23 protein-coding genes are annotated in these 24,885 nt (G+C 38.1%); 8 read left to right on the top strand and 15 right to left on the bottom strand.

The window, feature by feature from the left end:
• Positions 1-220: 220 nt before the first annotated feature.
• The 4 genes from CUN59_RS15595 to CUN59_RS21505 form a co-directional block, all read right to left on the bottom strand.
• Positions 221-1,204, bottom strand: a complete 984-nt coding sequence (locus CUN59_RS15595; protein WP_104388706.1) for an RNA polymerase sigma factor, RpoD/SigA family — start codon at positions 1,202-1,204, stop codon at positions 221-223.
• Between the two features lie 648 nt (positions 1,205-1,852).
• Positions 1,853-3,583, bottom strand: a complete 1,731-nt coding sequence (locus CUN59_RS15600; protein WP_104388707.1) for a helicase HerA domain-containing protein — start codon at positions 3,581-3,583, stop codon at positions 1,853-1,855.
• A 98-nt stretch (positions 3,584-3,681) separates the two neighbouring features.
• Positions 3,682-4,476, bottom strand: coding sequence for a glutathione S-transferase family protein (locus CUN59_RS15605; RefSeq protein WP_104388708.1), 795 nt, complete (start codon positions 4,474-4,476; stop codon positions 3,682-3,684).
• Between the two features lie 70 nt (positions 4,477-4,546).
• Positions 4,547-4,705: a hypothetical protein gene (locus tag CUN59_RS21505; RefSeq protein WP_165790216.1), complete on the bottom strand. Its 159-nt coding sequence runs from the start codon at positions 4,703-4,705 to the stop codon at positions 4,547-4,549.
• 75 nt (positions 4,706-4,780) lie between these two features.
• Between CUN59_RS21505 and CUN59_RS15610 the strand changes: the two genes are divergently transcribed.
• Complete coding sequence (locus CUN59_RS15610) at positions 4,781-5,407, top strand: fasciclin domain-containing protein (protein ID WP_104388709.1); 627 nt, start codon at positions 4,781-4,783, stop codon at positions 5,405-5,407.
• A 238-nt stretch (positions 5,408-5,645) separates the two neighbouring features.
• Here CUN59_RS15610 and CUN59_RS15615 read toward each other — a convergent pair whose 3' ends face one another.
• Positions 5,646-6,197, bottom strand: coding sequence for a YciE/YciF ferroxidase family protein (locus CUN59_RS15615; RefSeq protein ID WP_104388710.1), 552 nt, complete (start codon positions 6,195-6,197; stop codon positions 5,646-5,648).
• 310 nt (positions 6,198-6,507) lie between these two features.
• On the opposite strand from CUN59_RS15615, the gene CUN59_RS15620 reads away from it, so the two are divergent.
• Positions 6,508-7,188, top strand: a complete 681-nt coding sequence (locus tag CUN59_RS15620) for a HEAT repeat domain-containing protein (protein ID WP_104388711.1) — start codon at positions 6,508-6,510, stop codon at positions 7,186-7,188.
• 71 nt (positions 7,189-7,259) lie between these two features.
• Positions 7,260-7,826, top strand: a complete 567-nt coding sequence (locus tag CUN59_RS15625) for a phycobiliprotein lyase (RefSeq protein ID WP_104388712.1) — start codon at positions 7,260-7,262, stop codon at positions 7,824-7,826.
• 133 nt (positions 7,827-7,959) lie between these two features.
• On the opposite strand, the gene CUN59_RS15630 is transcribed toward CUN59_RS15625, so the two are convergent.
• Complete coding sequence (locus CUN59_RS15630; RefSeq protein ID WP_104388713.1) at positions 7,960-9,297, bottom strand: DEAD/DEAH box helicase; 1,338 nt, start codon at positions 9,295-9,297, stop codon at positions 7,960-7,962.
• Positions 9,298-9,579: 282 nt separating this feature from the next.
• Between CUN59_RS15630 and miaB the strand changes: the two genes are divergently transcribed.
• A complete protein-coding gene (gene miaB / locus CUN59_RS15635; protein WP_104388714.1) occupies positions 9,580-10,941 on the top strand; it encodes a tRNA (N6-isopentenyl adenosine(37)-C2)-methylthiotransferase MiaB in 1,362 nt (453 codons plus the stop codon).
• A 57-nt stretch (positions 10,942-10,998) separates the two neighbouring features.
• On the opposite strand, the gene CUN59_RS15640 is transcribed toward miaB, so the two are convergent.
• Complete coding sequence (locus tag CUN59_RS15640) at positions 10,999-11,613, bottom strand: ribonuclease T2 family protein (protein WP_243406965.1); 615 nt, start codon at positions 11,611-11,613, stop codon at positions 10,999-11,001.
• A gap of 256 nt (positions 11,614-11,869) precedes the next feature.
• Here CUN59_RS15640 and CUN59_RS15645 point away from each other — a divergent pair, with 256 nt between their 5' ends.
• Together CUN59_RS15645 and petE are read left to right on the top strand one after the other, a co-directional pair.
• Positions 11,870-12,097 carry a photosystem II protein, Psb35-related gene (locus CUN59_RS15645; RefSeq protein WP_104388716.1) on the top strand — a complete coding sequence of 76 codons (228 nt, stop codon included), beginning with the start codon at positions 11,870-11,872 and terminating at the stop codon, positions 12,095-12,097.
• Between the two features lie 343 nt (positions 12,098-12,440).
• Complete coding sequence (gene petE / locus CUN59_RS15650; RefSeq protein ID WP_104388717.1) at positions 12,441-12,860, top strand: plastocyanin; 420 nt, start codon at positions 12,441-12,443, stop codon at positions 12,858-12,860.
• A gap of 190 nt (positions 12,861-13,050) precedes the next feature.
• Here the strand turns inward: petE and ribBA are convergent, their stop codons facing one another.
• The 3 genes from ribBA to CUN59_RS15665 form a co-directional block, all read right to left on the bottom strand.
• Positions 13,051-14,724 (bottom strand): bifunctional 3,4-dihydroxy-2-butanone-4-phosphate synthase/GTP cyclohydrolase II, encoded by a 1,674-nt coding sequence (gene ribBA, locus CUN59_RS15655; protein WP_104388718.1) that lies wholly within the window; start codon positions 14,722-14,724, stop codon positions 13,051-13,053.
• A 493-nt stretch (positions 14,725-15,217) separates the two neighbouring features.
• Entirely contained in the window at positions 15,218-15,823 is a 606-nt protein-coding gene (locus CUN59_RS15660; protein WP_104388719.1) for an exopolysaccharide biosynthesis protein, read from the bottom strand.
• Between the two features lie 41 nt (positions 15,824-15,864).
• Entirely contained in the window at positions 15,865-16,740 is an 876-nt protein-coding gene (locus CUN59_RS15665) for a lipid kinase (RefSeq protein WP_104388720.1), read from the bottom strand.
• Between the two features lie 216 nt (positions 16,741-16,956).
• On the opposite strand from CUN59_RS15665, the gene CUN59_RS15670 reads away from it, so the two are divergent.
• The gene (locus CUN59_RS15670) at positions 16,957-18,093 is read left to right on the top strand and encodes a DNA cytosine methyltransferase (protein WP_104388721.1); all 1,137 of its coding nucleotides are present in this window, start codon (positions 16,957-16,959) and stop codon (positions 18,091-18,093) included.
• 47 nt (positions 18,094-18,140) lie between these two features.
• Here CUN59_RS15670 and CUN59_RS15675 read toward each other — a convergent pair whose 3' ends face one another.
• Both CUN59_RS15675 and CUN59_RS15680 read right to left on the bottom strand, forming a co-directional pair.
• On the bottom strand, positions 18,141-19,187 hold the full coding sequence (locus CUN59_RS15675; RefSeq protein ID WP_104388722.1) for a hypothetical protein: 1,047 nt from the start codon (positions 19,185-19,187) through the stop codon (positions 18,141-18,143).
• A gap of 4 nt (positions 19,188-19,191) precedes the next feature.
• Positions 19,192-20,286 carry a hypothetical protein gene (locus CUN59_RS15680; RefSeq protein ID WP_104388723.1) on the bottom strand — a complete coding sequence of 365 codons (1,095 nt, stop codon included), beginning with the start codon at positions 20,284-20,286 and terminating at the stop codon, positions 19,192-19,194.
• A 376-nt stretch (positions 20,287-20,662) separates the two neighbouring features.
• Between CUN59_RS15680 and CUN59_RS21510 the strand changes: the two genes are divergently transcribed.
• Positions 20,663-20,839: a hypothetical protein gene (locus tag CUN59_RS21510; protein ID WP_165790217.1), complete on the top strand. Its 177-nt coding sequence runs from the start codon at positions 20,663-20,665 to the stop codon at positions 20,837-20,839.
• Positions 20,840-20,972: 133 nt separating this feature from the next.
• Here the strand turns inward: CUN59_RS21510 and CUN59_RS15690 are convergent, their stop codons facing one another.
• The 3 genes from CUN59_RS15690 to ntrB all read right to left on the bottom strand — a co-directional run bounded on the left by CUN59_RS15690 (position 20,973) and on the right by ntrB (position 24,883).
• Positions 20,973-21,839, bottom strand: a complete 867-nt coding sequence (locus CUN59_RS15690) for a nitrate ABC transporter ATP-binding protein (protein WP_438501822.1) — start codon at positions 21,837-21,839, stop codon at positions 20,973-20,975.
• 96 nt (positions 21,840-21,935) lie between these two features.
• Entirely contained in the window at positions 21,936-23,942 is a 2,007-nt protein-coding gene (locus tag CUN59_RS15695) for an ABC transporter ATP-binding/substrate-binding protein (protein WP_104388725.1), read from the bottom strand.
• 101 nt (positions 23,943-24,043) lie between these two features.
• On the bottom strand, positions 24,044-24,883 hold the full coding sequence (ntrB, locus tag CUN59_RS15700; protein ID WP_104388726.1) for a nitrate ABC transporter permease: 840 nt from the start codon (positions 24,881-24,883) through the stop codon (positions 24,044-24,046).
• Positions 24,884-24,885 lie beyond the last annotated feature (2 nt).

The raw sequence follows: 24,885 nt of genomic DNA on the forward strand, positions 1-24,885 counted from the left end.
TGTTCCCTGTTCCCTGTTCCACCTGTTACCTGTTACCCTGTTACCTGTTCCCGTTCCCTGTTTCCCTGTTCCCTGTTCCCTGTTCCCTGTTCCCTCTCCTCACAGACAACTTTTTCAGCAACCCCTAATTACAGCCCTAAACAAAAAAATCGCCCCCTGAATTCAGGGGGCGCATCACCACGAGGGATGTTTTAAAATACGCTGTTGTGCGTCCGCATCTCTAGCTGGCAACGTATTCTTTGACATTGGCTCGGCGGCGACGTAAATGTGCAAGAGCTTGATGTTCTAATTGACGAACTCTTTCGCGGCTAAGGTTTAACCGTTCACCGACTTTCGCCAAGGACATTTCATTACCATCTTCTAAACCAAAACGTAAGGCTAACACTTGGCGCTGTTGGGGTGTGAGTTCCGCCAGCAAGTTATTCAAGTCTTGACGCAAAAACTCTTGAGTTGTGTAATATTCCGGTGATGGCCCATCATCTTCTAGCATTTCTTGGAGTTCGGTATCTTGGTTATCACCAACACGCACATCCAAGGAAACAGGTTGACGCGCCATGTTGAGATATTCCCGAATTTGGGCGGGTTCTAACTCCAGTTCGTGGGCTATTTCCGAGGGTGACGGGGATCTTCCCAACTTTTGTGCTAATTCCCGTTGCACTTTTTTAATTTTGTTCAGTTTTTCGGTAATATGAATTGGTAAGCGGATGGTACGACCTTGTTGGGCGATCGCTCTAGTAATAGCTTGACGAATCCACCAGTAAGCATAGGTTGAGAATTTGTAACCCCGCATGGGATCAAATTTCTCCACACCTCTTTCTAGTCCCAAAGTTCCTTCCTGAATTAAATCCAGAAATTCCATATTGCGCTTCTGGTACTTTTTGGCGATCGCCACAACCAAACGTAAATTCGCTTCAATCATTTTTTGCTTGGCACGTTTACCTTGCATCACCAGATGATTTAATTGGGTTTCCGATTGATTAACATGGGCTGCCCATTCTGCTACACTAGGCTCATGATCAATTTCTTTGCTTAAAGCTTCTTTAGCCTCGATCAGCGTCATCATTTGCTGTACTTGCTTACCATAAACAATCTCTTGCTCACGGCTTAACAAAGGTACACGGCCAATTTCTCGCAGATAGGTTCGCACCATATCAGCCGTAAATTTGGTGTTGATTTTTTCCGTATGATTGTTAACAGTAGGCATGGGCTTCTTATCCTCTACTTCCTAAACATAATTAATATTTTTGATACAAAGGCAATTGGTAATTTTACAGTATACATCACTAGAAAATAGGGAAAAATGATCAGCAGTTACATTGATCAAGCCTTTGTAAAGATGTTACAACTCTAAAAATCTCTTCTCTTAGCCTCCCTAAATATTGGCGTTGGCCTAGAAAGTACCTTCGACTGTGTTGTTTAAATTTTTGTTGCAATGATTTTTTGGTAATTATCTAGTATTCGTCTAAAAAACGGAGTCAGTATGAGTTTACTTTGGTTCTATGTTACGGCAAACGGACTGAATAGTAAAGTTCCCAGAGGATAAATGTTTCAGTCATCGAGTCCCAAAAATAGACAACAAGTGAATCACTATTTTACTTTAGCTCCTTAAACTGTGTTGATATGTCCATAGTGGCGCGAAAACCCCCTCTCAAGTTGCTTTCAGGTATCGGGATAACCGAACTTGAGTAGCTTGAAAATGGTGTGATGTTACGCAACTTACTTGTTAACGGTTAACTGTTGAACTCCTAAAGGGGCGGGGTTTCCCAGCCCTTACTCCTAATAGCCCAGCGTGACCTAGCCACACTTCTTAACTCTTAACTCTTAACTCTTGCCTTCTGCCTCCTGCCTTCTTCTAAAAGCCTAAGTCTGCTTTTGCTAATTCGGCTGCGGTAAATACTTCCTCGTCCGACTTTTCTTCCCAAGCGATCGCCCCAATGTCAGCATAAAATTGAGAATCATAGGGACGGGTACGTACAACCACAGGCATCGGCACAGCATGACCTAAAATTAAAGCTTGTTGCTTAGAATCTAACTTAGCTAAAACTGAGCGTAAACCACTCCCACCAGAGACACCTGTAAAAATCGCATCAATATCTTTTTCGTCATTCAGCAAAGCGGTAATGCGAGTACCGATTTGAGACATAACTTCATTATCTATGCCTGATGGCCGTTGATCAACTACCAAAAGTGTTACAAAATATTTCCGCAGTTCTCTAGCAATAGTTCCAAAAATTGTACTTTGTACCACCGCCGGGTCAAGAAACCGATGGGCTTCCTCTATTGTAATCATTAATGGTGTCGGCCGATCCAAAGGATTTTTACTTTGGAGAAATTTATCCGCTTTTTTCACATAATGTTGATGTATGCGTCTGGTGATCATATTTGTCACCAACATATATGAGAGCATATTCGACTGAGAACCAAATTCAATAACTACATTTTTCCCAGCTTCTAGAGATTGGACAATATTTTTAATATAATTTTGCGGACAAGTACCACGCATATATTTTAAACTATCTAACCGGAATAACTTGCGCTGTAATGCCATGATAGATCCTTTGTGTCCCCGCTTTTCCTCACAAAACATCTCAATTTCTTCATTATTCATATTCAGCAATTGAATAATCCAAGATTTACCCAATTCACTATAGAGAATATTGGCATTATCTAAGGCAGCTTCAGAAAGTCCTAATTCCCGATTACATAGTTTAATATCTTCAACTTCAATCTGTTCATAACTCAGATACAGTTCTTGTGCATCCCGTACACCTCTGCGCTTGGTTGAATCTGGATCAAGGGTATAAACTTCTACTTGTGAAGGAAATAACTGTTTTAAGCCCTTAACAGTGTTAACATTTTTACCTTCTGCCACTGCTTCCCAACCATATTCTGAGTGCATATCAAAAATTAGGTTCACAGCCGCATTTTTACGAATTACGCCGGCTAAAACTAAGCGTGTCAGAAAAGATTTACCAGTACCAGATTTCCCAAAAACGCCATTACTCCGTTCCACAAAGCGGTTTAAATCAATACAAATCGGCACATCCATATCTAAAGGTTTACCGATGGAAAAGTTTTTCCGTTGCGGATCATCTTCCCAACCAAACACTTTGCGGAAGTCCTCTTCACTTGCTTCATAAACTTGGCTAAAGTGACTAGGAATAGTTTTCACAGGTAATAATTCCATCGTCGTACTCGTTTGGGGTTGAAAGGATGCCAAACCCGTAGACGATGGAATAAAGGGGTTAAGGGATTTACCATTAGTAGAAAAGCCAGGTTCTTGAGATTCAGGGGTAAACATCAACATCGGTGCAAGGTTGATCATCCCATAGGTACCGCTACCAGCCAATACTTCCCGCAAAAAACTATCTTCCCAATTAGGAGGACTAGCAGTAATGCGGTCATTTGCCATACCCAAGGATACATCTGTAAGCATACAGAAAAAGCGCGATCGCATCCCCTGCACTACGAGAAATTTACCTACCCGCATATCTTCGACAGATATATCTGGATGTAATCTAACTTCTAAACCTCCAGTTAGAGAACCTTCAATAACTGAACCTAATGGTAATCCCAAATTCATTTTTGTCAGTTGTCCGTTGTTAGTTGTCAGTTGTCAGTTGTTTGTTGTCAGTTGTTAAGAAAAAAATTTCTCCCCAACAGTCAACAGTCAACAGTCACCTAATCAATTTGAATACTCGTAGGTGCATTTCCTACTGGTGGTGTAATTCCTGGTAATGGTTTTCTAAATTGTGTGTAGATCCGATCGCGCCAGGAGAAAAATGCTTCATAATCAGGATTGTCCGCAAAGATGGGTAATCCCTTGCCTCTAAGAGATACTGGTAAGTCTAAATAAGCACCATCAGGAAACTTCAACAGCATTGACAAACTAGCTACCGTTAAATCAGCCAAACCAGGTTCATCTCCTGTTAAATAGGGACTATCTACCAACAATTGAGTCAGAATATCTAAATCTTGTTTTAGGCTAGTAATGGCAGTATTAATTACCTCTGGACTAAAACCGACACCAAAACCCAGCGCGGACAGAAAATCACCAGGAACACCTTCCACAAAAGTTTTGAGAATATCAGGAGTAGAAACCGGTAACAAAGACTTGCGAAAATTTTGATCTTGACTGATAGCTGCAAACAAAGCCTTTCTACCTTTCACACCTATAGACTCATCCGCCCAATCTTCTAATAATAAAGTTAAAGCGCGTTTTTTAGGCTCCGTTGGTATCAGCGGCCGATCTGGATATTCTGAGTCTAAATACTTAGCAATTTCGGTAGAATCTACAATATATCTATTGCCATCTTTTAAGACTGGGACTTGTTTTTGTCCTGTTAATCTAAATAATTCTAGTTGACCAATCCCTGGTGCAACCTCGATTTTGCGATACTCTAAACCTTTATAGTCCAGAATTAAACGCACTTTTTCTGAAAATTGAGATAGTTCCCACTGATATAGTTCTAGCATATAGTATATTTTGCAGCTTGTTGGCTTATCAACTTTATAATTGTATCTTTATTTTTGACAATTTTTCCGATCAATCATTGTTTTTTTGCTGCAAATCAATGACAAAACCATATTGATTATTGTCCGCAAAAACTGGAGATTTTTCTGGAATATTCGCCTTTAATAGTATCATATTTTTGCTGGAGGACTCCGATTTAATTGCTAAACATCCACAAATCCCTTGAGTCATCAAACCAAACTCCTATAGTTGGCAAAATGTGATCACTCTTGATATAAAGTATAAACAATTCAAGAGAAAAAATTTATGAACCCTGATCACGGCAAATTATTTATCAAAGTCCTTGGTATCATGGGATTTGCTAGTCTTAGTCTAGTAATTACTCTACCATCCTCAGCACAACAAGTAGTCAATCCCAGCCCCAATATATTTAACGAACCGCCCTATAATCGGAGTACTAGATCCAATCAAACCCTTCCTATTCCCAAACCCAAACCAAAACAAACAGAAACTCCTACAGAAAAAAAGAATTTAATAGTGTTGGCCAATGACAATGGCTCATTTAAAACCCTTGTTAAAGCTTTAACAGCAGCAGGACTCATAGATACTTTACAAGGAGAAGGTCCTTTTACAATTTTTGCTCCCACAGATGCAGCATTTGCCAAACTACCACAAGACGCATTACAAGATTTATTAAAGCCAGAAAATAAAGAAGTATTAATCAAGGTTTTAACCTATCATGTAGTGTCTGGTAAGGTACTCTCCAGCGATTTGAAATCTGGGGAAGTAAAAAGCTTACAAGGAGATCCCATTACTGTGGAAGTTAATAATGGTGTTCAAGTCAATGATGCAACGGTAACTAAGGCAGATATCGAAGGTAGTAACGGTGTTATCCATCAAATTGATAATTTGATTCTCCCTCCTAGTTTATAGATTTGTGATAAGGATTCAGGATACAGAATACAGGAGGTAGAATGAATCAGAGTTTTAGGTCACTAATCAGATTATTGCTACCAATAAATATTCTGACTCCTGTACGGGCGAACAGCCGTTCGCCCCGCCTGACTCGGTGACTCCTGAATTATTGCGATATTTCATTGCTCAAAATCTCCAAGTAAAAATCCCCGACTTTCAACAGAAAACGGGGATTTTTGTTTAGGAATAAAATGACCTAACGAGATTTAGCAGTAGTCTTACCTTCACTTGTTTTTGCGTCTGCAAGTAACTGCATTATCAACTCCTCAAGATTTTGTGATGTTTGTTCTTCTTGATGCAAGTTTTGTTCTAACAACTGAATAACTTGGTTTTGTCCCATTTGTTGAGCAACTTTAATCAAACTACGATAACCAGCAATTTCCAGTTGTTCAATTTTGTTATGCCATCCTGCTAGTCCTAAATCTGCAATTTTGGAATTATCAGCCGCTAGAAGGGTAAATTTTTGGCATTCACTAATTAACCCAGAGGCAACATCACAAGTAATTCTTTGTGGTTGTTCTCCGCAGATATTTAACACCTGTTCCAGATTTTTAATGTGCTGCTGGGTTTCTTGAATATGTGGCTCAATCACTGTTTTCAATTTACTGTTTTGACAACATTCCCACATCATCTGCTGGGCTTCTAAAAAGCGATTTTCAGCATCATACATGGAGTTAATTCCATAGATAAACATCTGTTGTAAATTGCTGATTTTTTTTGTGCCTGGACGCTCACTAAGTTGAACCATGATTATTCTCCTAATCTTATGTCGCTGTCTTTAACAGTCGTTCCATTAACCCTACGTCTACTCTGATTTATTCTCTTCATACCCAAGACACAGTATAGGTATGAAATCTGATTGTTATTTGCGTCCAAAAAATCAGACAAAAGTCTGAACTATGATTTTTATGATTGATTTGATGGACATGATAAATGTATTTCTGATGGATTTTTAGCAGCAAAATAATCAGAAAAATTATCAAAACCACAAAAATCACAGTCTAGATTGCCAGAATTACGTTAAAGTAAAGATAAGTTAAGAAAATGCTGTCAAATAAATGGCTGCTCCAAGTTTAGAAATAATTTCGGCTCAGTTAGAAAGTCCGAACTTGCGCGATCGCATGGTAGCTCTTGCTAGTTTGCGTCATATATCGGCTGATGATGCTGTACCTTTAATAAAAAAGGTTTTAGATGATCAATCTCTGCAACTGCGCTCAATGGCAATATTTGCTCTAGGCATTAAAAAAACCCCGGAGTGTTATCCTATCCTGGTGAAAATTCTGGAAACAGATCCAGATTATGGCATTCGTGCTGATGCGGCCGGAGCTTTGGGATATCTTGAAGATAACAGAGCCGTAGAAGTCCTATCACGGGCATTTTATGAAGATACAGACTGGCTAGTCAGGTTTAGTGCTGCTGTTTCTTTAGGTAATATTAAAGATCCTCGCGCCCATGATATTCTCATTCAGGCTTTAGATAGTGAAGAAATAGTCATTCAACAAGCTGCTATTTCTGCTTTAGGCGAAATCCGAGATTTAGATTCTGTCACCCATATTCTGCGCTTTGCCCAATCAGAGGATTGGTTAGTGCGGCAACGTTTAGCGGAAGCTTTAGGAAATTTACCCACGCCTAAAAGTATTTCAGCACTGAAATATCTAGAAAAAGATAGTCATGAGAACGTTGCCGAAGCAGCAAGGATTTCTCTGCAAAGACTTGAGGAAACAAATAATCTCAGTTAAAAATAAAGTCTCTTCCTAGTTTTTAATAATAAAAGAGGATATTAAGATTGTGATGCAGGGCGAATTTGTTCATGAACATTGAAGAATTTTTTGAATTAAGTGCTGGCAAGTGGTTTTCCCATCGCACCAGTCACCACTTAGCATTTAAGCAGTCAGAAGACGGCAAATCAGACATCGTCATCGAAATGTTAGCTGCTGACCATCCAGAAGTCATTAAACTGTGTCAACAGTATGAAATTGACCCTAATACCGCTTCCTGTGGGGCGCGAGTGACCTGGAACGGCACAATGGAATGGGATGAAGAAAAACATCAAGGTTCTACTGTTTTAGCCACAGTCCCCAACACAGACAACCCAGATGAAGGTAAATTACTCCGGGAAATGGGTTATGCAGAAAAAGCCCCCGTTGCTGGTAGCTATAAAATGGGTGATGATGGTGCTTTAACTCTGATTACTGAATATGAAACCATGTGGTCTGAAGAAAGACTATGGTTTGCTAGTCCTAACCTGCGGATGCGGGTAAGTGTCCTTAAACGGTTTGGTGGTTTTAGTATGGCTTCCTTCACTTCCGAAATCCGTATGGGTAACACGGATGCTTCTAAAAAGGCTATGGAAGCCGCTAATTCTGCTGCTGGTTAGGGGAGTAGGGGGGCAGGGGAGAAAATTTTATTTTTCTTCCTTCTCTATTTCTCCTGAACTCCTGACTGGTCAATGAGCGATAGCGATAGCCTGCGTGGCGCTAGCCATACTCCTACCCCTTGGCTATTCCCTGTTATCTGCGTTTACTAGAACGACGGGGTTTAGGTGAACTAGAAGCAGATTTTTTAGCGCCTGTTACCGTGCGTGATGAGGGCTGTTTAGCTGACTTTTCGGAAGCAGATTTAGGTGCAGAACGCCGAGTCCGCTGTCCACTGCCAGAAGGGGGTTTGCGTCCATTGGGAATTGGTTCTGCCTTAATTTCTGGGTTAACACTAAAACCTGACACTACTTCTTTAGGTAAACGTTGCTGAATTAGGTTTTCAATATCTGTCAACAAATGGTGTTCATCAACACATACGAGGGATATCGCTTGACCTTCTGCCCCAGCGCGTCCAGTTCGACCAATACGATGAACATAATCCTCTGGGACATTGGGCAAATCGTAGTTAATGACGTGGGGTAATTCGCTGATATCAAGACCCCGTGCAGCAATGTCCGTTGCTACTAATACCTGTAAAGTCCCATCTTTGAATTTGGACAAAGCATGGGTCCGTGCTGCCTGGCTTTTATTTCCATGAATAGCTAGGGCTTGAATACGGTCTTCACCCAACTGCTTGACTAACCTGTCAGCGCCGTATTTAGTGCGACTAAATACCAGGACTTGATACCATTTATTTTCCCGAATGAGATGAGACAGTAATTGGCGCTTGCGATCGCGGTCTACATGATAAACTTTTTGTGATACTGTGGCCGCAGTCGCGTTCCGACGTGCTACTTCAATCATTATCGGGTTATTTAGCAACCCAGCCGCAAGAGTTTTCACCTTATCTGAGAAAGTTGCAGAAAATAGTAAATTCTGGCGTTGTTTAGGCAAAAGGGAGAGAATGCGGCGGATATCATGAATAAAACCCATATCCAGCATCCGGTCTGCTTCATCCAGTATCAACACTTCCACACGGGACAAGTTCACAGTCCCTTGTTGAACATGATCTAGCAGTCGTCCGGGGGTAGCCACTAAAATATCTACACGGGTTCTCAATTTCTGTTTTTGGGGACCAATACTCACACCCCCAAACATCACCATTGAATTGAGATTTAAGTATTTACCATAATCACGGACACTTTCTTGCACCTGGGCAGCAAGTTCACGAGTCGGGGTGAGAATTAATGCGCGAATGGGGGAAGATCCATTAGCATTATTTTGAACGTTTTTATTAGTAAATAAGCGATGTAACAGAGGCAAAGTGAAGCTGGCAGTTTTACCAGTACCAGTTTGCGCTCCAGCCATAATATCACCACCAGACAATACCACAGGGATGGCCTGCTTCTGAATTGGTGTAGGTTTATCGTATCCTCGCTCTGTGACAGCACGGATAATTTCAGGGGACAAGCCGAGATTAGAAAAAGACATAGAACTCCAAAAATAACATCGGCCTGTCGCCAATCACGGCTTCAGTCTTAGGCGGACGATTGGTTTAAAATGCTAAATGGGCAGTAAGCCCCAAGACTAGGAGCAAATGCCACAGTCCAATATCATAGCAGTGTCATTGGTGAACTTACGGCGAATAGTTAAAAAAGAAGTCGAGGATCTTTTAACTGCTTGTGACAACTTGACAAAATCCAAAATCGAGTAACTCCTGCTATACAATGGTAAACAGACCTGATATACATTATGAATTAAGCGTAATTTCCAATGACCACTAAACGCCATTACCATATTATTACCTTCGGTTGTCAAATGAATAAAGCTGACTCCGAACGCATGGCTGGTATATTAGAAGACATTGGCTTTGAGTGGTCAGAAGACCCAAATCAAGCAGATGTAATACTTTACAATACTTGCACCATTCGGGATAATGCGGAGCAAAAAGTATATTCTTATTTAGGTAGACAAGCGAAACGCAAACATGAACAACCTGATTTAACTTTGGTAGTTGCTGGTTGTGTTGCTCAACAAGAAGGGGAAGCACTGCTGCGGCGTGTGCCAGAATTGGATTTAGTCATGGGGCCACAACACGCTAACCGCCTCAAGGATTTGCTAGAATCTGTTTTTGAAGGTAATCAAGTTGTCGCCACAGAAGCGGTTCACATTTTTGAAGACATCACCCAACCCCGTCGAGATAGTCAAGTGACCGCTTGGGTAAATGTTATCTATGGCTGCAATGAACGTTGTACTTATTGTGTAGTTCCTAATGTGCGTGGTGTGGAACAGTCCCGCACACCGGCAGCTATTGGCGCCGAAATTGAAGAGTTAGCTAAACAAGGTTACAAAGAAATTACCCTTCTGGGTCAAAATATTGACGCTTATGGTCGAGATTTACCCGGTTCTACTCCTGAAGGTCGTCACCTGCACACCTTGACAGATTTACTTTACTACGTTCACGATGTACCAGGAATTGAACGGATTAGATTTGCTACTAGCCATCCGCGTTATTTTACGGAAAGACTAATTAAAGCTTGTGCAGATTTGCCCAAGGTATGCGAACATTTCCACATTCCTTTTCAATCTGGAGATAATGAGATTTTAAAGGCGATGTCACGGGGTTATACTCACGAAAAATATCGCCGCATTATTGATACTATCCGCCAGTATATGCCAGATGCTTCCATCAGTGCCGATGCCATTGTCGGGTTTCCTGGGGAAACTGAAGAACAATTTGAAAATACTTTGAAATTGGTTGAAGATATCGGTTTTGATTTATTGAATACTGCTGCTTATTCTCCTCGTCCTGGTACACCTGCGGCTGTATGGGATAATCAACTCAGTGAAGAAGTAAAAAGCGACAGATTGCAAAGATTAAATCACTTGGTTAATATCAAAGCAGCCGAGCGATCGCAGCGTTACTTTGGTAGAATTGAAGAAGTATTAGTAGAAGATCAAAACAGCAAAGACCCAACCCAAGTTATGGGTAGAACTGGAGGAAATCGTCTCACTTTCTTTACAGGTGATATTAATCATCTCAAAGGGCAAATAGTCAAGGTTAAAATTACCGAAGTTCGCGCTTTTAGCTTAACTGGAGAACCAGTAGAAGTTCGTCAACCAGTTACAGTTTAATTGGAATTTATAGAACGGACTCTATGGTGGGCAATGCCCACCTTATATAAGATATAATTACCTCACACTTCTCACTAAAAAATCTGCCTGTCCACAACTTTTGCGAGAACGTTTCAAAACGTCTTGGCTACAAATACCTGCTTTACCATCTGGAGAATAGCAAAAAAATACTTCTTTTAAGAATCTACCAGAATCAGAACAATAGGGTGCAATTCCATCAGCAGTAAATTCACTATTAGCACTAATAAATGTGGTTTTTAACCCGGCAATTGTTGTCCGAAAAGGTTTTATAGGACGATTATAAGCTGTGGGAATTGCCACAGAATCTTTTAACTTTTTACTTAATGCTAAATACTGTTCAGGAGTTTTACCAGAACAAGTTCCATGTTTTTGCCATTCATGGTTATACAGTCCTGCACTGGGATACAAACCAGGAAATTTTTGTTTAATAGCTGGGGTTAATTTCTGACTGGAACAATTAGCAGGATAACCCTTTTGATATTGCGGCCATAAACCATGCAAAACAAAGCCCAGTTTTTTACCTACATTACATTGATTGGGGTCAGGTTTTTGATTTGTAGCACAATAATCAGGAGACCAGGAAAGAGTCAGGACGTAAAGATCAAATTTTCCTGGAGTTCCCGGATTTTGAGCTAATGCACTATTAGACACAGTTAGGCTAGTTATTAAAAAGTAAGATATAAACAAAATTGTTTTTATCTGCATATTTTTAATTAGTTGCTTGTAGGTACAAGTATAATTTTCTCATGATTCTTTCTCTGGGTACGTTTTGTTACGAAATTATTACAGTGGGGAATACCTCACTTCTAGGTGGGTATGCACACCAAAAAAATATTTGCAAGTTTCCTTAACAATCTGTTATGTTTATTTACATAAGGTTACAAAAATAAACACCGAGGTTCTCGAAATGACTATTTTAATCTCTTTATTTGTTGTGGGTTGGGTCGCTGTTGCCGTAATTGGTTCTTTAGCTTACTTCATGGGTGAGCAAAGCAAACCCATTCATGAACGCAACTGGGCTTCTGAAAGTTTTGAAACTTTATCTAAATCTATTACTGGTGTGGACATAAATTATGCACAGCGTGTGCCAGCCTATGCTATTGATGTTTATGCTAGTCGTAATTTACCACGATAGTATTTAATTGAATGTTGCCAAAATTTAATACTAATTCATTTGTAGAGAAGTTCCATGTAGCCACTCTACAATTTTTTTAGGGAGTCAAATATCCAAAATCCCCTGATTTCTGGGATATTTTCTGTCTGATATGCTTGAACAGTATAGCCTGTGGCCTGAGTTCTCAATTTTGGGCAAAAAACTTTTTCAGGATGGTCTAAACGCAGAAAAGCTTGATTTATCGGCTGTTTCCGGGATCAAAACCAGATTAACGAAAATAAATATATGACAGGTTGTCATATTTGGCATGGATTGTATTTAAAATGAGAACAGGAAAATAAAAACTATATCTCAGGAGAGAGTCATGAAATTAATTGCAGCTAGTTTAAGACGCTTAACCCTAGCAGTGCTGACTGTTCTTTTAGTTGTTAGCAGCTTTGCTGTTTTCACTCCTACCGCTTCTGCTGAAACCTACACCATCAAATTGGGTACTGACAAAGGATTGTTAAAATTTGAGCCTAGCAAGTTGACTATTAAGCCTGGTGACTTAATCGAGTGGCTTAACAACAAAGTTCCTCCCCACAACGTTCTATTTGACCCTGCTAAAAACCCCACTAAAAGTAAAGCTTTAGCAGCATCTTTGTCTCACAGTAAATTACAGTTAAATCCTGGTCAGAAAGTCACAACCACTTTCCCCGCAGACGCACCTACTGGTGACTACGTATTTTACTGCGCTCCTCACCGTGGCGCTGGTATGACTGGAAAAATCACTGTTCAAGGCTAAAATTAAGCTATAAACTATACCTGTGGTAGTGAAAGCTACTCTAGCAGCAATAATTTATCGGGGTTTAGCACCACTAAACCCCTAAATTTTGGGAATTTATATTAAGCGCAATTAAATATTTTTATTAATGAACAAATAGCTCTAGTTATAAAACTAAAGCTATTATCAATGTTTATAAATTCACCAAAATCTACTTACTAAAACTGTAAATTTGCTGAGTTTGTAAGTTATCTTTTAGAGAAGAAGGTAATACACCATCGGCGAAAGTTTGCCTATCTAACTGCACCTGCAAATTATTTAAAGGATCGCTACCAGTAGCAATCAGGAATTCCATTTTTTGAATATAGGGTAAAGAGGCGATTTCATCTAAAATCTTACAGATGGCTTGCAGGTATGGATGACCTTTTTGTTGATACCAGTTAGTTTCAGCAATATTAGCTTGATCAAAGCCCAAATGTACAGTTAAAGATGGTTGATCAAACAAAGCAATTCCTAATGGGCGGGCTTCTTCCTGTAATAATAAATGGTGAGTTTTGGCTAAATAGCGTAATTTTTCTAACCGTTCATAGCGTTCGGTGATAGATTCCGGTTCATTCTCCCAGTGTATTGCGACTGTTAGTAGATAGGTTTGTAACAGCATATGTCCCAATTTCTTGGCTTTGGTAGCTAGATAATAGGAATTGAAATCATTAGATTCAATCAATAGGGGAACACGATCTACTACTTCTAAACCATAACCTTTAACACCAGCAATTTTACGGGGATTATTGGTAATGAGGCGAATTTTTTTTATACCTAAATCCATCAGAATTTGCGCCCCCATCCCATAATCGCGCAAATCGGCGGGAAAACCTAAGCGTTCATTGGCCTCTACGGTATCTAATCCCATATCCTGCAAGGAATAGGCTTTTAGCTTGTTAATTAAGCCAATACCTCGTCCCTCTTGACGTAGGTAAACAACGACACCCTGACCAGCATTTTCAATCATTTTTAATGCGGCTTCTAACTGCATTCGACAATCGCAACGCAAAGAACCCAAGGCATCACCAGTTAAACATTCGGAGTGCATTCGTACCATCACAGGTTCATCTCGGAAATTTGCCGGATCTCCCTTGACAATTGCGACGTGATCTGTATTGTCTAGGGTGTGGCGATAGCCGTAGATATTAAATTGACCGAATTGGCTGGGGAGTTTGGTAATTATTTCTCGATAGATGAGACGATCATTTTGCAGACGATAGCTGATTAAATCAGCAATGCTAATAATTTTAAGATGATGATTTTTAGCATATTCAATTAACTGATTTAACCGTGCCATGGAACCATCAGGGTTTTGAATTTCACAAATTACCCCGGCTGGATAAAGTCCAGCTAGTCGGGCGAGGTCTACAGCAGCTTCTGTATGTCCGGCACGTTTGAGTACGCCTCCCTGTCTCGCCCGCAATGGGAAAATATGTCCGGGACGGCGGAGGTCTTCTGGTTTTGTAGCTGGGTTGAGGGTGACTTGAATGGTGCGGGCGCGATCTTCGGCGGAAATACCTGTACTAACGCCCAAATTGGGACCAGCATCAATGCTGACAGTAAAGGCGGTTTGGTTAGTATCCGTGAGGTTGCTGACCATTAATGGCAGGTCTAGTTCATCGAGGCGATCGCCTGTCATGGCCAGACAAATTAACCCCCTGGCTTCCACCGCCATGAAATTGATCATGTCTGGGGTGGCAAATTGGGCGGCACAAATTAAATCGCCTTCATTTTCTCGATTTTCATCATCCACTACCACAAGGGCGCGACCGGCTTTGAGATCGGCCAAAGCGGCATCAATAGAATCAAATTTAAAGGTTTGGGTGGTCTTAGGCTGTGACACAAAAAATTTCCAGCTACCAACGTAAATTTTTTTAACAATTTCTTATTGTAAATTGTAGCTTGTTTCTCGGAATTAGATAGTTTTGTGTAATAACTCAACTTTTGGCTGGCAAGAATATAAATTTTTTGTTTGCGAGATTACAGCACAATTCAGGAGTCAGGGGTAAAACTGGCTTTGTGTATAGGTTTCAATTTAGATTCTGTACCTCACAGATATGCAATCTGCTGTATCTACAGCAACGCTGTTTTTTATTATAAAAATATATACTTAAAATCTCAGTGATTCTATAGCTAGTATAGAATATTCTGTTTAAGAATCAGTAAATAGAAAAACAGGATTTTCACCGAAATTATCCGGACATAGCAAAATTATGGATGGATACTCAAACAGTAGATGCACCTTAATTAAACCATTGCCCTCGGCTTGTAGCTGAGGGTCTTTTTTCTCGTTGAGATGTCTATTCTAACAACTGGGAATCAAGAATGTCAAAAACTTATTTGAAAATAGCAGGCAGTAAATTGGGGGCTAACCATAGAGCATAACCAATGAAACCAAATATTAAAGTAATTAATACAGTAGCTACATAGCTAATGCACATTAGTAAACCATCAGCTTCAATGGTAGCGATCGCCAAAAGTAAAATTCCCACGGTAGGAATAGGATTAGTGAAGGGAACAGGAGAAATGAGTAGGATAGTTAACCAAGAGATACACAGGCCATTAAATCGCCAAATTAAAGGATGATTAGCCACTTTTTCCAATCGCGGCCGGGCAATTTTTTCGATAATTTTGGTAACTCGACGGAGATTTTGCAGAATAACTTGGGCGAAACTGCTGGGAAATTGATAGTTAGCGATTTTTTTGGGTAGCCAAGGCGATCGCCGCCCCAATACCATTTGTAATGATAAAATTAAGCAAGCACCGCCTAGAGGACTGGTTAAACCTGGAGGCATAGGAAATAAAAAAGGTAATACTAACAGTGTAATTACCAAGCTAAAACCCCTCTCGGAAGTTTCTGTGAGAATGTCACCTAAAGTCAGCGGTTGTTCACTTAAACGTTGGAGTAGGGATTTAATATCTTGGGAAAACCTTAAATTCATGTTTGTGATCGTTAAAAAAAGTTAATCATACTATACTAAGCTTATAGTTCTGGCACTAAAACCGCTATAGCTTTAGGAATGACACGAAATACAGCCGGAGTATGGGTGGTGATTTCTCCATCCGTATTAATAGAATGGGGTTTGCGGGTATATACTGTGATTTCTTGGCCTTGAATAGCCCGGACACTTGCCCAATCAATATGTCTACCTTGCCGTATAGATGGAAGCAATGGTATTATCTGCCACCAATGATCAATTTCTAAACTATAAAGATCAAGTCTTTCATCATCTATAGCCGCATCATGAACTACAGCCATACCGCCACCATAATAGCGACCATTACCGACGGCAATTTGCACAGTTTTGACCAGAAATGATTCTCCATTGACTTTAATTTCTGCATGAAAAGGGCGGGATTTCCAAATTACTTGCAATGCAATAGCGGCATAGGCAAATATACCCCAACGGCGTTTAATTTCCTTAGTTAATCCCTGAGTAATTTTCACACTTAATCCCAAACTAGCAACATTAAAAAAATACTTACCATTGACCCAACCTAAATCAATCCGGCGTAATTTTCCACTAGCAATAATTTGACAAGCTTGGGGAATAGAATTAGGAATACCCAAAGTTCTGGCTAAATCATTAGCAGTTCCCAAAGGTAAAATTCCTAAAGGTAATTGAGTATCAACTATAGCTTCTACAGTCGCGTTAAGTGTACCATCACCACCACCGACAATTACCAAATCTATTTCCTTATGGTAGCGGCGAATCAGTGCCGGTAATTCTGTGGGGTTGTCTGTAGATTCTGTAGTTATCTTTAAACCTAATTGAGTTAAACAACTCATGGCTTGTTGGTAACGTTCTTGTCCTTGACGGGCATGACGATTTACTAATAGTAGTGCGCGGACGCTCATTTTACCTACCTTTTTCTTTTTAGTTTGTCTATTAAATTATCTATATCCATTTACCAAAAATCTCAGCATTGGATATTCAAAAGGTTGGAACGTAACTTGTTATAGAATAGAATACACTAATATGTCTCTAAGGTAGTTTAACCTAAGCTATAAATCATAGTATCAGATTTTTCTGATGGATTATTTTTTAACTATTTCATTTTATCTAATTTATTGATGACCATTAAGCCCATTATTTTCTCATTTTTCTCTGGTTCAGGTTTCCTCGACTTAGGGTTTGAAACCACAGATTATAACATCGCTTACGTCAATGAAATTTTTCCCCCCTTTATGTCTGCATATCGTTATGCACGGGAAAATCTGCAACTGCCATGTCCTGAATATGGATATCATCAAGGTGAAGAGGCTGATGTTAGCAAATTAATCACAGGAACGTCAGCAGAAAAATTAAATCAATTGGTGAAAGATGCCCGCAAATCAGATCATATAATTGGCTTTATTGGTGGTCCCCCCTGTCCAGATTTTTCTATAGGTGGCAAAAACAAAGGACATTTAGGAGATAATGGTAAACTTTCAGATGCTTATATCGAATTAATTTGTCAAAACTTACCTGATTTCTTTTTATTTGAGAATGTCAAAGGTTTATGGAGAACGACAAAACACCGCCTATTTTTTGAATCTTCAAAAATAAGGTTACAAAAAGCAGGTTATATTTTAACAGAAAAGTTAATTAATGCTATTGAATACGGTGTACCTCAAGATAGAGACAGAATTATTTTGATTGGGTTTAAAAATAATTTTCTCCAAGATATAGGTATGAAAATTAGTAACCATGAGGTACTTCCTCAAGGTGCTTTCCCTTGGAATAATTACATTTTATATCCTCAAGAAAAAGTTTTTGCTTACCCTTGGCGCAAAACTGACCCCTTTCAGGAAAATTCTCTATTTCCTTGTCCTGATGATATTCCTGAAGAATTAACTGTGGAATATTGGTTTAGAAAAAATAATGTTTTGAATCATCCTAACGCTAAAGATTATTTTCAACCTAGGGCAGGTATTGTTAAATTTACTATTGTTGATGAAGGAGATGATTCTAAAAAATCCTATAAACGTCTGCACAGATGGCGATATTCTCCCACAGCTTGTTATGGTAATAATGAGGTACATTTACATCCATATAAAATTAGAAGAATTTCTGTTGCTGAAGCATTAGCTATCCAATCTTTACCAGAAAATTTTGTTTTGCCAGAGAATATGTCACTCACGAATAAGTTTAAAACTATTGGTAATGGAGTTCCATATTTGGCGGCCAAAGGTTTAGCGCAAACAATGCTTGATTTTTTGGGAAAGTAGAGTTACATTACGGAGATAAAATAAAGATATTTATGTAATTTTATTACTTAACTTAATAAATTTTGATTAGTATTATAAAGTTCTTGAACTATTTTGAGCATATCTAATATTAAAAGATTCCAATCATTAGAGGTTTTCGGTAATAAATCATTCTTTTGGTTGGGACGTAAATGAACTATTTGATTTCTCAGATTATTCAAATAGCTACTAGGACTAGTATTTTGTTCATTATTTTTGTTAGGATATTGATATCGGTAATCTACATTTATTGATTCCAGCAACTTTTTAAAAGAATCTTGAAATTTAGGCTCTAATTTTGTGTTTTCAAAAAAATCATTATAAAAATCTTCAAGAGATTTATCTGTCAATGCCAATTTATCATAAAAAGGCTTGAAAAAATACAGAGGTTGTAATCTTTCAATACACCTATATAAATCCAAATAAGCAAATTTAAAATCAGAAGCTACATAACTCGCCAAAATATTTTCAAAAGGAATATATTTGTTTCCATTATTAAAGATATTTTTAAACTCTTGCAATACTTCTGGAATATATGGTACTAAACAATAACCATTGCTTTCGGTTAATGCAATACCTGTAATTTGACTTAATTCTTCTTTTTGAGAAAACTTGCTAATGATTTTATATAAAGCAATACTTGGAAAGTAATCTTTTAAGCTAACTCCATTAATTTCCACCTCGATATTGACTTCTTTATATCCTTTTTTATTAATATTCCACTCACCTTCTAAAATTTCCTCTAATTTTGATATATCAGTATTTTTTTTAACAGATAAATCTAATTCGTCAATAATACCTACCCAAACACCAGAATTAATATCTTCTTCTTTTAAAAAGCTGGAAATTTTAGATAAAAATTCATGATTAACTAATACCAAATAATTATTATTTTGATAAGTAAGCCAAGCACTATAAAAATCAGGAAATAAACGTACTTTATTATCAATTCTCAGGTATTTTAACCAATTCTCACAAGTATCATCACCATTAATAGTGTAATTTTCTTGTATAGTAACAACAGATTTTATTTTGTTTGTAACATTTGTAATAGATGTTTTTATAGTTCTGCTCATATTTTTAGTACATTTTATTCCAGCAAACAGCAAAAGAGTTAATTTCAGGTTCAGAAAAAATTACTTTAAAAGCATCTAAAAAAGCTTGTCTATGCTTCTCTTTAGGAATAAAACGTAATTTTTCTGTTAAAGTATCTAAAGCCAAAAAAGTATAATTTTGTTGAATATCCTGAACTTGAATTTGACCTCTAAGTTTATTTAATTTTAAAATTATATTGTTAAAGTTATCCTCTACTTGTGCATGGTTTTTTTCAATATTGCTTCCCAATAAACCAAAAATTTTTTCTGCACAAGCTACCATAAATCCAACTCTTACAATTTGATTATTAAAAACATAGCGAGGTTCAATTTCTGAAAGTAGTTGATCAATTTCAGTCATCAAGATAAAAATTTCTTCAAATTTATCAATAATATGTGCCGATTTTTCTCGGATAAGACTCATAATATCTAAAGCAGCATGATATTCAGCTAATTGTTGTTTTTTGTCAATTCTTACTTTGCGAGAAGTAAATGCTAAAAATAATTCAACAATTTCTGCTTGTTTATATAATTTTTGTTCTGATATCAAATATTCTAAATTAGGAAATCTGGATTTTAATTTTTGTATAATTGGCTTAAAAACTATTTCTAGTTGTTTATCGAGTCCCCAAGGAATTTGACCAGAATTAAGTACCAACATTCTATATAATAAAGCAGCTTCATCTTGAGCAAGCCAAAATTCAACTCTAAGATTATGATTAATCTTTCGGTATTTTATAGCATCTTTTAAGGCTTGTATTCTTTGCATTCCATCTAAAATACTGATATCTTGTTTCTTTTGAATTAGTTTATAAAAATTATTTTCATTTATATTGATAGTGGAAATACTACCTAAAACAATAGGAGGCAATATTCCCCCATGTAGTAAATCTTCCACCATTTGATTACGAATAATTTTAGCAGACCTAGTTTGTAAAACTTCCCTCTGCTCATCAAGGTTGCCTTTTTGTTCATGAATATCATTGATAAATTCTATAAAATCAGGGATTCTGACTACTGTAAGCACAGAGTAGCAATTAAGATTTGTATCTTGTTGAATATCAATTATGTTGAAGTTCATAGATATGTCTATGTTTATTTTGTATGATTATCTATATATTTGATTATATAGCGAAATAGAGTAAATTGTATATTATCAAGTTAAAAAAATAGTGGGTATATTGCTGACATTACAAAACTTTGATTTTTAGTTAAGCGAGGTTGGGTTGTGCTTTTACTTAACTCAACCAACATCACTTTTAATCTATGTATTTTTAAAATAATTGAGAGTGTACTTAAATATATTGACAATAGTTTTATTATGGATAATTATATTATATGTTGCGATCCTTAACAGGAAATATATGAGTATCGGATTAAGATACTGTTGGTACTATAAATTGACTAGTAAAGGATGGGAAGAAGTTTCTTCGAGCGAGGTTAACAAACCCGATTTTATGTCCGTTATAATTAAAAGTCATGATGTTTGGATGTTAATAGAACAATGGGAACAAGACTGGTTAGAAGATGGTGTTTATTCACACGCTACAGAAGGTTTCGATACTATTTGGACTAGTTCAAATTCTAAACAAGTTTCTGAGTTGCTAAAAAAATTTGGAGATAAAAGAATATAATCAGTTAGTATTTTTTAGATTGGTTTAAGCGACAAACCCACTTAAAAAATGTTTGTAATATAAAACTGCAATAAAACTATATTATTGAGATCCCTTAATTATTAGAGAAATAAGGGATCGTCTGCAATACTGACTAACCTACATCATCATGAGCGAAACGGTTAAACAGGAAGTCTAGCGCGTAGTTACGGAGTTGATAATATTGAGGATCTTCCATAATTCTCGCTCTATCTCTGGGACGAGAAAAAGGAATTTCCATCACTTCCCCAATTTTGGCATGAGGTCCGTTAGTCATCATTACTAACTTATCAGCTAAGAATAACGCCTCATCAATATCATGGGTAATCATCAAAACTGTACAACGGTTATCATTCCAAATTTTCAACAATTCTTCTTGTAATTCTTCTTTGGTGATAGCATCCAACGCCCCGAAAGGTTCATCTAAAATCAATACTTTAGGACGAATAGCCAAAGCACGGGCGATAGACACACGCTGTCTCATCCCCCCAGACATTTGCATGGGTTTCTTTTCCATTGCATCAGCTAAACCCACCATTGCTAAATGATCACGAACAATAGCGCGTTTTTCGGCTTCTGGTTTGGTGGGATAAACGGCATTTACCGCTAAATAAATATTTTCAAATGCTGTTCTCCAAGGTAGCAGCGCGTAGTTTTGAAATACTACCATGCGATCTGGACCTGGTTTAGTAATGGGTTGTCCTTCTAATAATACTTTTCCCGTGGTAGGAGTATTAAAACCAGAAACCATGTTTAATAAAGTAGATTTACCACAACCAGAGTGACCAATTACACAAATAAATTCACCTTGTTCAACTTCTAGATTTACCCCATCTAGAACTGTGAAGGGTCCTTTTTTGGTGGGATAGGTTTTAGTAACTTCTTGAATTTGTAAAAATGGCTCACGGTTATGAATTTGAGTAGATGCTTGCATTTGGGTTTTAGTAGGAGGATTGTTAGAAGTCAGAGTACGGTTTTGCATAATTTATTTTACTGGTAATTGGTAATTGGTATAAGATCCCCGACTTCTAGCAAAAACTGGGCATTTCTGATTAAAATCAGAAGTCGGGGATCTGGTTTACGCTGATACTTTCCGGGGAGCATCAAGAATAACTTCTGCTACAGAAAAATCGCGTTTAATTTTCAAGCTGGTGAGATAAGCAAAAGGATCATCAGCGTTGAAGGGTTTACCATCGAATAATTGAATTGGTTGACGGGTGTAGCTAATATCTAAACCCAATTCTCTCGCGGCGGTACTAAATACACCAACTCGACAAACTCTTTCTACTATTTCCACCCAGTTACGTGGGAAAGGAGTTTCTCCCCATCTTGCTAACTGTGTCATTACCCAAATTTGCTCAGTTCTGCTAGGACGATTAATAGCAGATTCACCGTAAAATTGATGATGGGCATAGTCCCGCATGGGATGATCTAAATCGCAGGTGTTGATGCCATCAGGATCTTCAATTTGGATAAATTCTATATCGGTACTGACGTATTCTCGACTTGCTAAAATTTGTCTTACTTCTTGGGCATTTTTAGGATCAGCGCAATATTTACAGGCTTCTAATAATGCTTTAGTTAAAGCAATATGAGTGTTTGGATAATTACCCGCCCAGTCTTCTCTGACTCCTAAAACTTTACCAGGATGTCCTAACCAAACTTCTAAATCTGTGGCAATGGTAAAACCTGAACCTTCTATTGCGGCGCGATAGTTCCAAGGTTCACCTACACAATAACCGTCAATTGTTCCACCTTTCAAATCTACCACCATTTGGGCAGGTGGAATATTTTTCATTTCTACATCAACATCAGGATCAATTCCTCCTGCTGCTAACCAATAACGCAAGAGTAAATTGTGCATTGATGCAGGATGTACTACCCCCATTCTGTGCATTTGATCGCGGGTTTCCAGGAGGTAATTTTTGAAGTCTGAAAGACTGTGTACACCCTGATCATAAAATCTCTTCGCTAGGGTAATGGCGTTACCGTTGCGAGTCATGGTGAGGGAACTAACAACTGGTAAAGGTTGGTTTTTGTTACCTCCTAATGATAACCACATTGGCATTCCTGATGGCATTTGGGCAGCATCTAAATAACCACCGCTCATACCATCAACAATACCGCGCCAGTTGCTTTCTCTGACTAAATTAACTTCATCTAAACCATGTTTGATAAAAAAGCCTTTCTCTTGAGCTACTGCTAAGGGCGCGCAGGCTGTAATGGGTAGAAAACCAATTTCTAGATTTATTTTTTCTAAACCATGACGGGCGATCGCCGGGGTTTTTCTAGCCCGTAATTTTTTGATGCGTTTTTGTTGATTCAAAAAGTAAATCATTTCACTGCGTAAACTGTAGTAGCTGGGATGTTCTACTACTTCCATCCGTTTACGAGGTCTGGGAATATCTACTTCTAAAATGTCACCAATTTTTGATTCTGGTCCATTGGTTAACATGACGATTCTATCAGATAATAAAACCGCTTCGTCTACGTCGTGTGTCACCATGACGGCGGTAACTTGGTTTTCTTCGCAAATTTTCATTAATTGTTCTTGCAAATTACCACGAGTTAATGCGTCTAATGCACCGAAGGGTTCATCTAGTAGTAATAGTTTAGGACGAATTGCCAAGGCACGGGCGATCGCTACCCGTTGTTTTTGTCCACCAGATAACATCCCTGGTTGTTTGTCAGCATGGGGACGTAAACCCACCATATCTATATGGCGTTCGATGATTTCATTCCGTTCTGCTGCTGGCATTCCATTTAATACTGAATCTACCGCTAAAGCGATATTTTCTCTCACAGTTCGCCAAGGTAATAGGGAGTAGTTTTGGAAAACTACCATCCGATCTGGACCAGGTTTTTTAATCCTTTGACCTTCCAGAGTAACTAGACCTTCTGTGGGTAAATCTAACCCAGCAATCATATTTAAAAGGGTAGATTTTCCACAACCAGAGTGACCAATTAAAGAGACGAATTCACCCTTTTTAATTTCTAAATTAATGCCTTTCAGAGCGATATATTGACCGCCACCGGTTAATTCAAAGACTTTATCAATTTGATCAACAGCAACAAATACTGACATAGTTTTAGATTTTGGATTTTAGATTTTGGATTTTAGATTATCAATGGGTTATGGGTAATTGGTAATAGTTTCTCCAATTCCCAATACCTAGTCCCCAGTCTCTACTTTTGCTCAGTGGGTAAAATCCAGTTTTGTAATGCAGCCATTAATTTATCTAGGATTAAACCGACAACACCGATATAAACTAGAGCCAAAATTACTTCACTAACGTTGTTGTTTTGATAAGCGTCCCAGATAAAGAAACCGATACCGACAATACCAGACATAACGATTTCTGCCGCAATAATCGCCAACCAAGCTAAACCAATGGCAATTCTTAAACCTGTGAAAATGTAGGGTAAAGCCGCAGGAATTAAGATGTTAAAGAAATACTCTTTTTTGGAAAGTTGCAACACTTTAGCAACGTTATTGTAGTCAACAGGAATTTCTTTCACACCTACAGCCGTGTTAATTAAAATTGGCCAAATTGCAGTGATGAAAATTACGAATAATGCTGCAGGTTCGTTTTGTCTTAAAGCTGCTAAGGAAATGGGAACCCAAGCCAAAGGTGGTACTGTTCTTAATAATTGAAATAGGGGATCTAAGGCCTTAGACATGGTTTTATTCACACCAATTAATACCCCTAAACCAATACCAAAAATGGCTGCTAAAGTATAGCTAATAGCTACCCTTTGGAGACTAGCCCAAATTTGCCAGAATAACCCTTTATCTGTACCACCTTTATCATAGAATGGGTACAAAATCAAGATCCAAGTGTCTTGAATAACTTTGATAGGACCTGGTAATGTTGCGCCGGGAGTCCAGGAAAATAATTGCCAAATAGTTAGAAAGACAAGTAATGCGATCGCTGGAGGTACAAGTTCAGGAAATTGCTTTTGTAAGGTGGATAAAAAACTATTATCAAGTTTAGGACTAGCGGGACGTTTTTGAGCTACGGTCATAT

The sequence above is a fragment of the Cuspidothrix issatschenkoi CHARLIE-1 genome (assembly GCF_002934005.1).
GTDB lineage: Bacteria > Cyanobacteriota > Cyanobacteriia > Cyanobacteriales > Nostocaceae > Cuspidothrix > Cuspidothrix issatschenkoi.

Excerpts from the sequence above, each read along its gene's own strand:
- CUN59_RS15660 (WP_104388719.1), bottom strand. The coding sequence starts at position 15,823 with ATGAATTTAAGGTTTTCCCAAGATATTAAATCCCTACTCCAACGTTTA.
- CUN59_RS15600 (WP_104388707.1), bottom strand. The coding sequence starts at position 3,583 with ATGAATTTGGGATTACCATTAGGTTCAGTTATTGAAGGTTCTCTAACT.
- CUN59_RS15595 (WP_104388706.1), bottom strand. The coding sequence starts at position 1,204 with ATGCCTACTGTTAACAATCATACGGAAAAAATCAACACCAAATTTACG.
- CUN59_RS15610 (WP_104388709.1), top strand. The coding sequence starts at position 4,781 with ATGAACCCTGATCACGGCAAATTATTTATCAAAGTCCTTGGTATCATG.
- CUN59_RS15680 (WP_104388723.1), bottom strand. The coding sequence starts at position 20,286 with ATGAACTTCAACATAATTGATATTCAACAAGATACAAATCTTAATTGC.
- CUN59_RS15670 (WP_104388721.1), top strand. The coding sequence starts at position 16,957 with ATGACCATTAAGCCCATTATTTTCTCATTTTTCTCTGGTTCAGGTTTC.
- CUN59_RS15615 (WP_104388710.1), bottom strand. The coding sequence starts at position 6,197 with ATGGTTCAACTTAGTGAGCGTCCAGGCACAAAAAAAATCAGCAATTTA.
- CUN59_RS21510 (WP_165790217.1), top strand. The coding sequence starts at position 20,663 with ATGTCCGTTATAATTAAAAGTCATGATGTTTGGATGTTAATAGAACAA.
- CUN59_RS15675 (WP_104388722.1), bottom strand. The coding sequence starts at position 19,187 with ATGAGCAGAACTATAAAAACATCTATTACAAATGTTACAAACAAAATA.
- CUN59_RS15625 (WP_104388712.1), top strand. The coding sequence starts at position 7,260 with ATGAACATTGAAGAATTTTTTGAATTAAGTGCTGGCAAGTGGTTTTCC.
- miaB (WP_104388714.1), top strand. The coding sequence starts at position 9,580 with ATGACCACTAAACGCCATTACCATATTATTACCTTCGGTTGTCAAATG.
- CUN59_RS15645 (WP_104388716.1), top strand. The coding sequence starts at position 11,870 with ATGACTATTTTAATCTCTTTATTTGTTGTGGGTTGGGTCGCTGTTGCC.
- CUN59_RS15630 (WP_104388713.1), bottom strand. The coding sequence starts at position 9,297 with ATGTCTTTTTCTAATCTCGGCTTGTCCCCTGAAATTATCCGTGCTGTC.
- CUN59_RS15665 (WP_104388720.1), bottom strand. The coding sequence starts at position 16,740 with ATGAGCGTCCGCGCACTACTATTAGTAAATCGTCATGCCCGTCAAGGA.
- CUN59_RS15605 (WP_104388708.1), bottom strand. The coding sequence starts at position 4,476 with ATGCTAGAACTATATCAGTGGGAACTATCTCAATTTTCAGAAAAAGTG.
- petE (WP_104388717.1), top strand. The coding sequence starts at position 12,441 with ATGAAATTAATTGCAGCTAGTTTAAGACGCTTAACCCTAGCAGTGCTG.
- CUN59_RS15695 (WP_104388725.1), bottom strand. The coding sequence starts at position 23,942 with ATGTCAGTATTTGTTGCTGTTGATCAAATTGATAAAGTCTTTGAATTA.
- CUN59_RS15620 (WP_104388711.1), top strand. The coding sequence starts at position 6,508 with ATGGCTGCTCCAAGTTTAGAAATAATTTCGGCTCAGTTAGAAAGTCCG.
- CUN59_RS21505 (WP_165790216.1), bottom strand. The coding sequence starts at position 4,705 with ATGACTCAAGGGATTTGTGGATGTTTAGCAATTAAATCGGAGTCCTCC.
- CUN59_RS15690 (WP_438501822.1), bottom strand. The coding sequence starts at position 21,839 with ATGCAAAACCGTACTCTGACTTCTAACAATCCTCCTACTAAAACCCAA.
- ntrB (WP_104388726.1), bottom strand. The coding sequence starts at position 24,883 with ATGACCGTAGCTCAAAAACGTCCCGCTAGTCCTAAACTTGATAATAGT.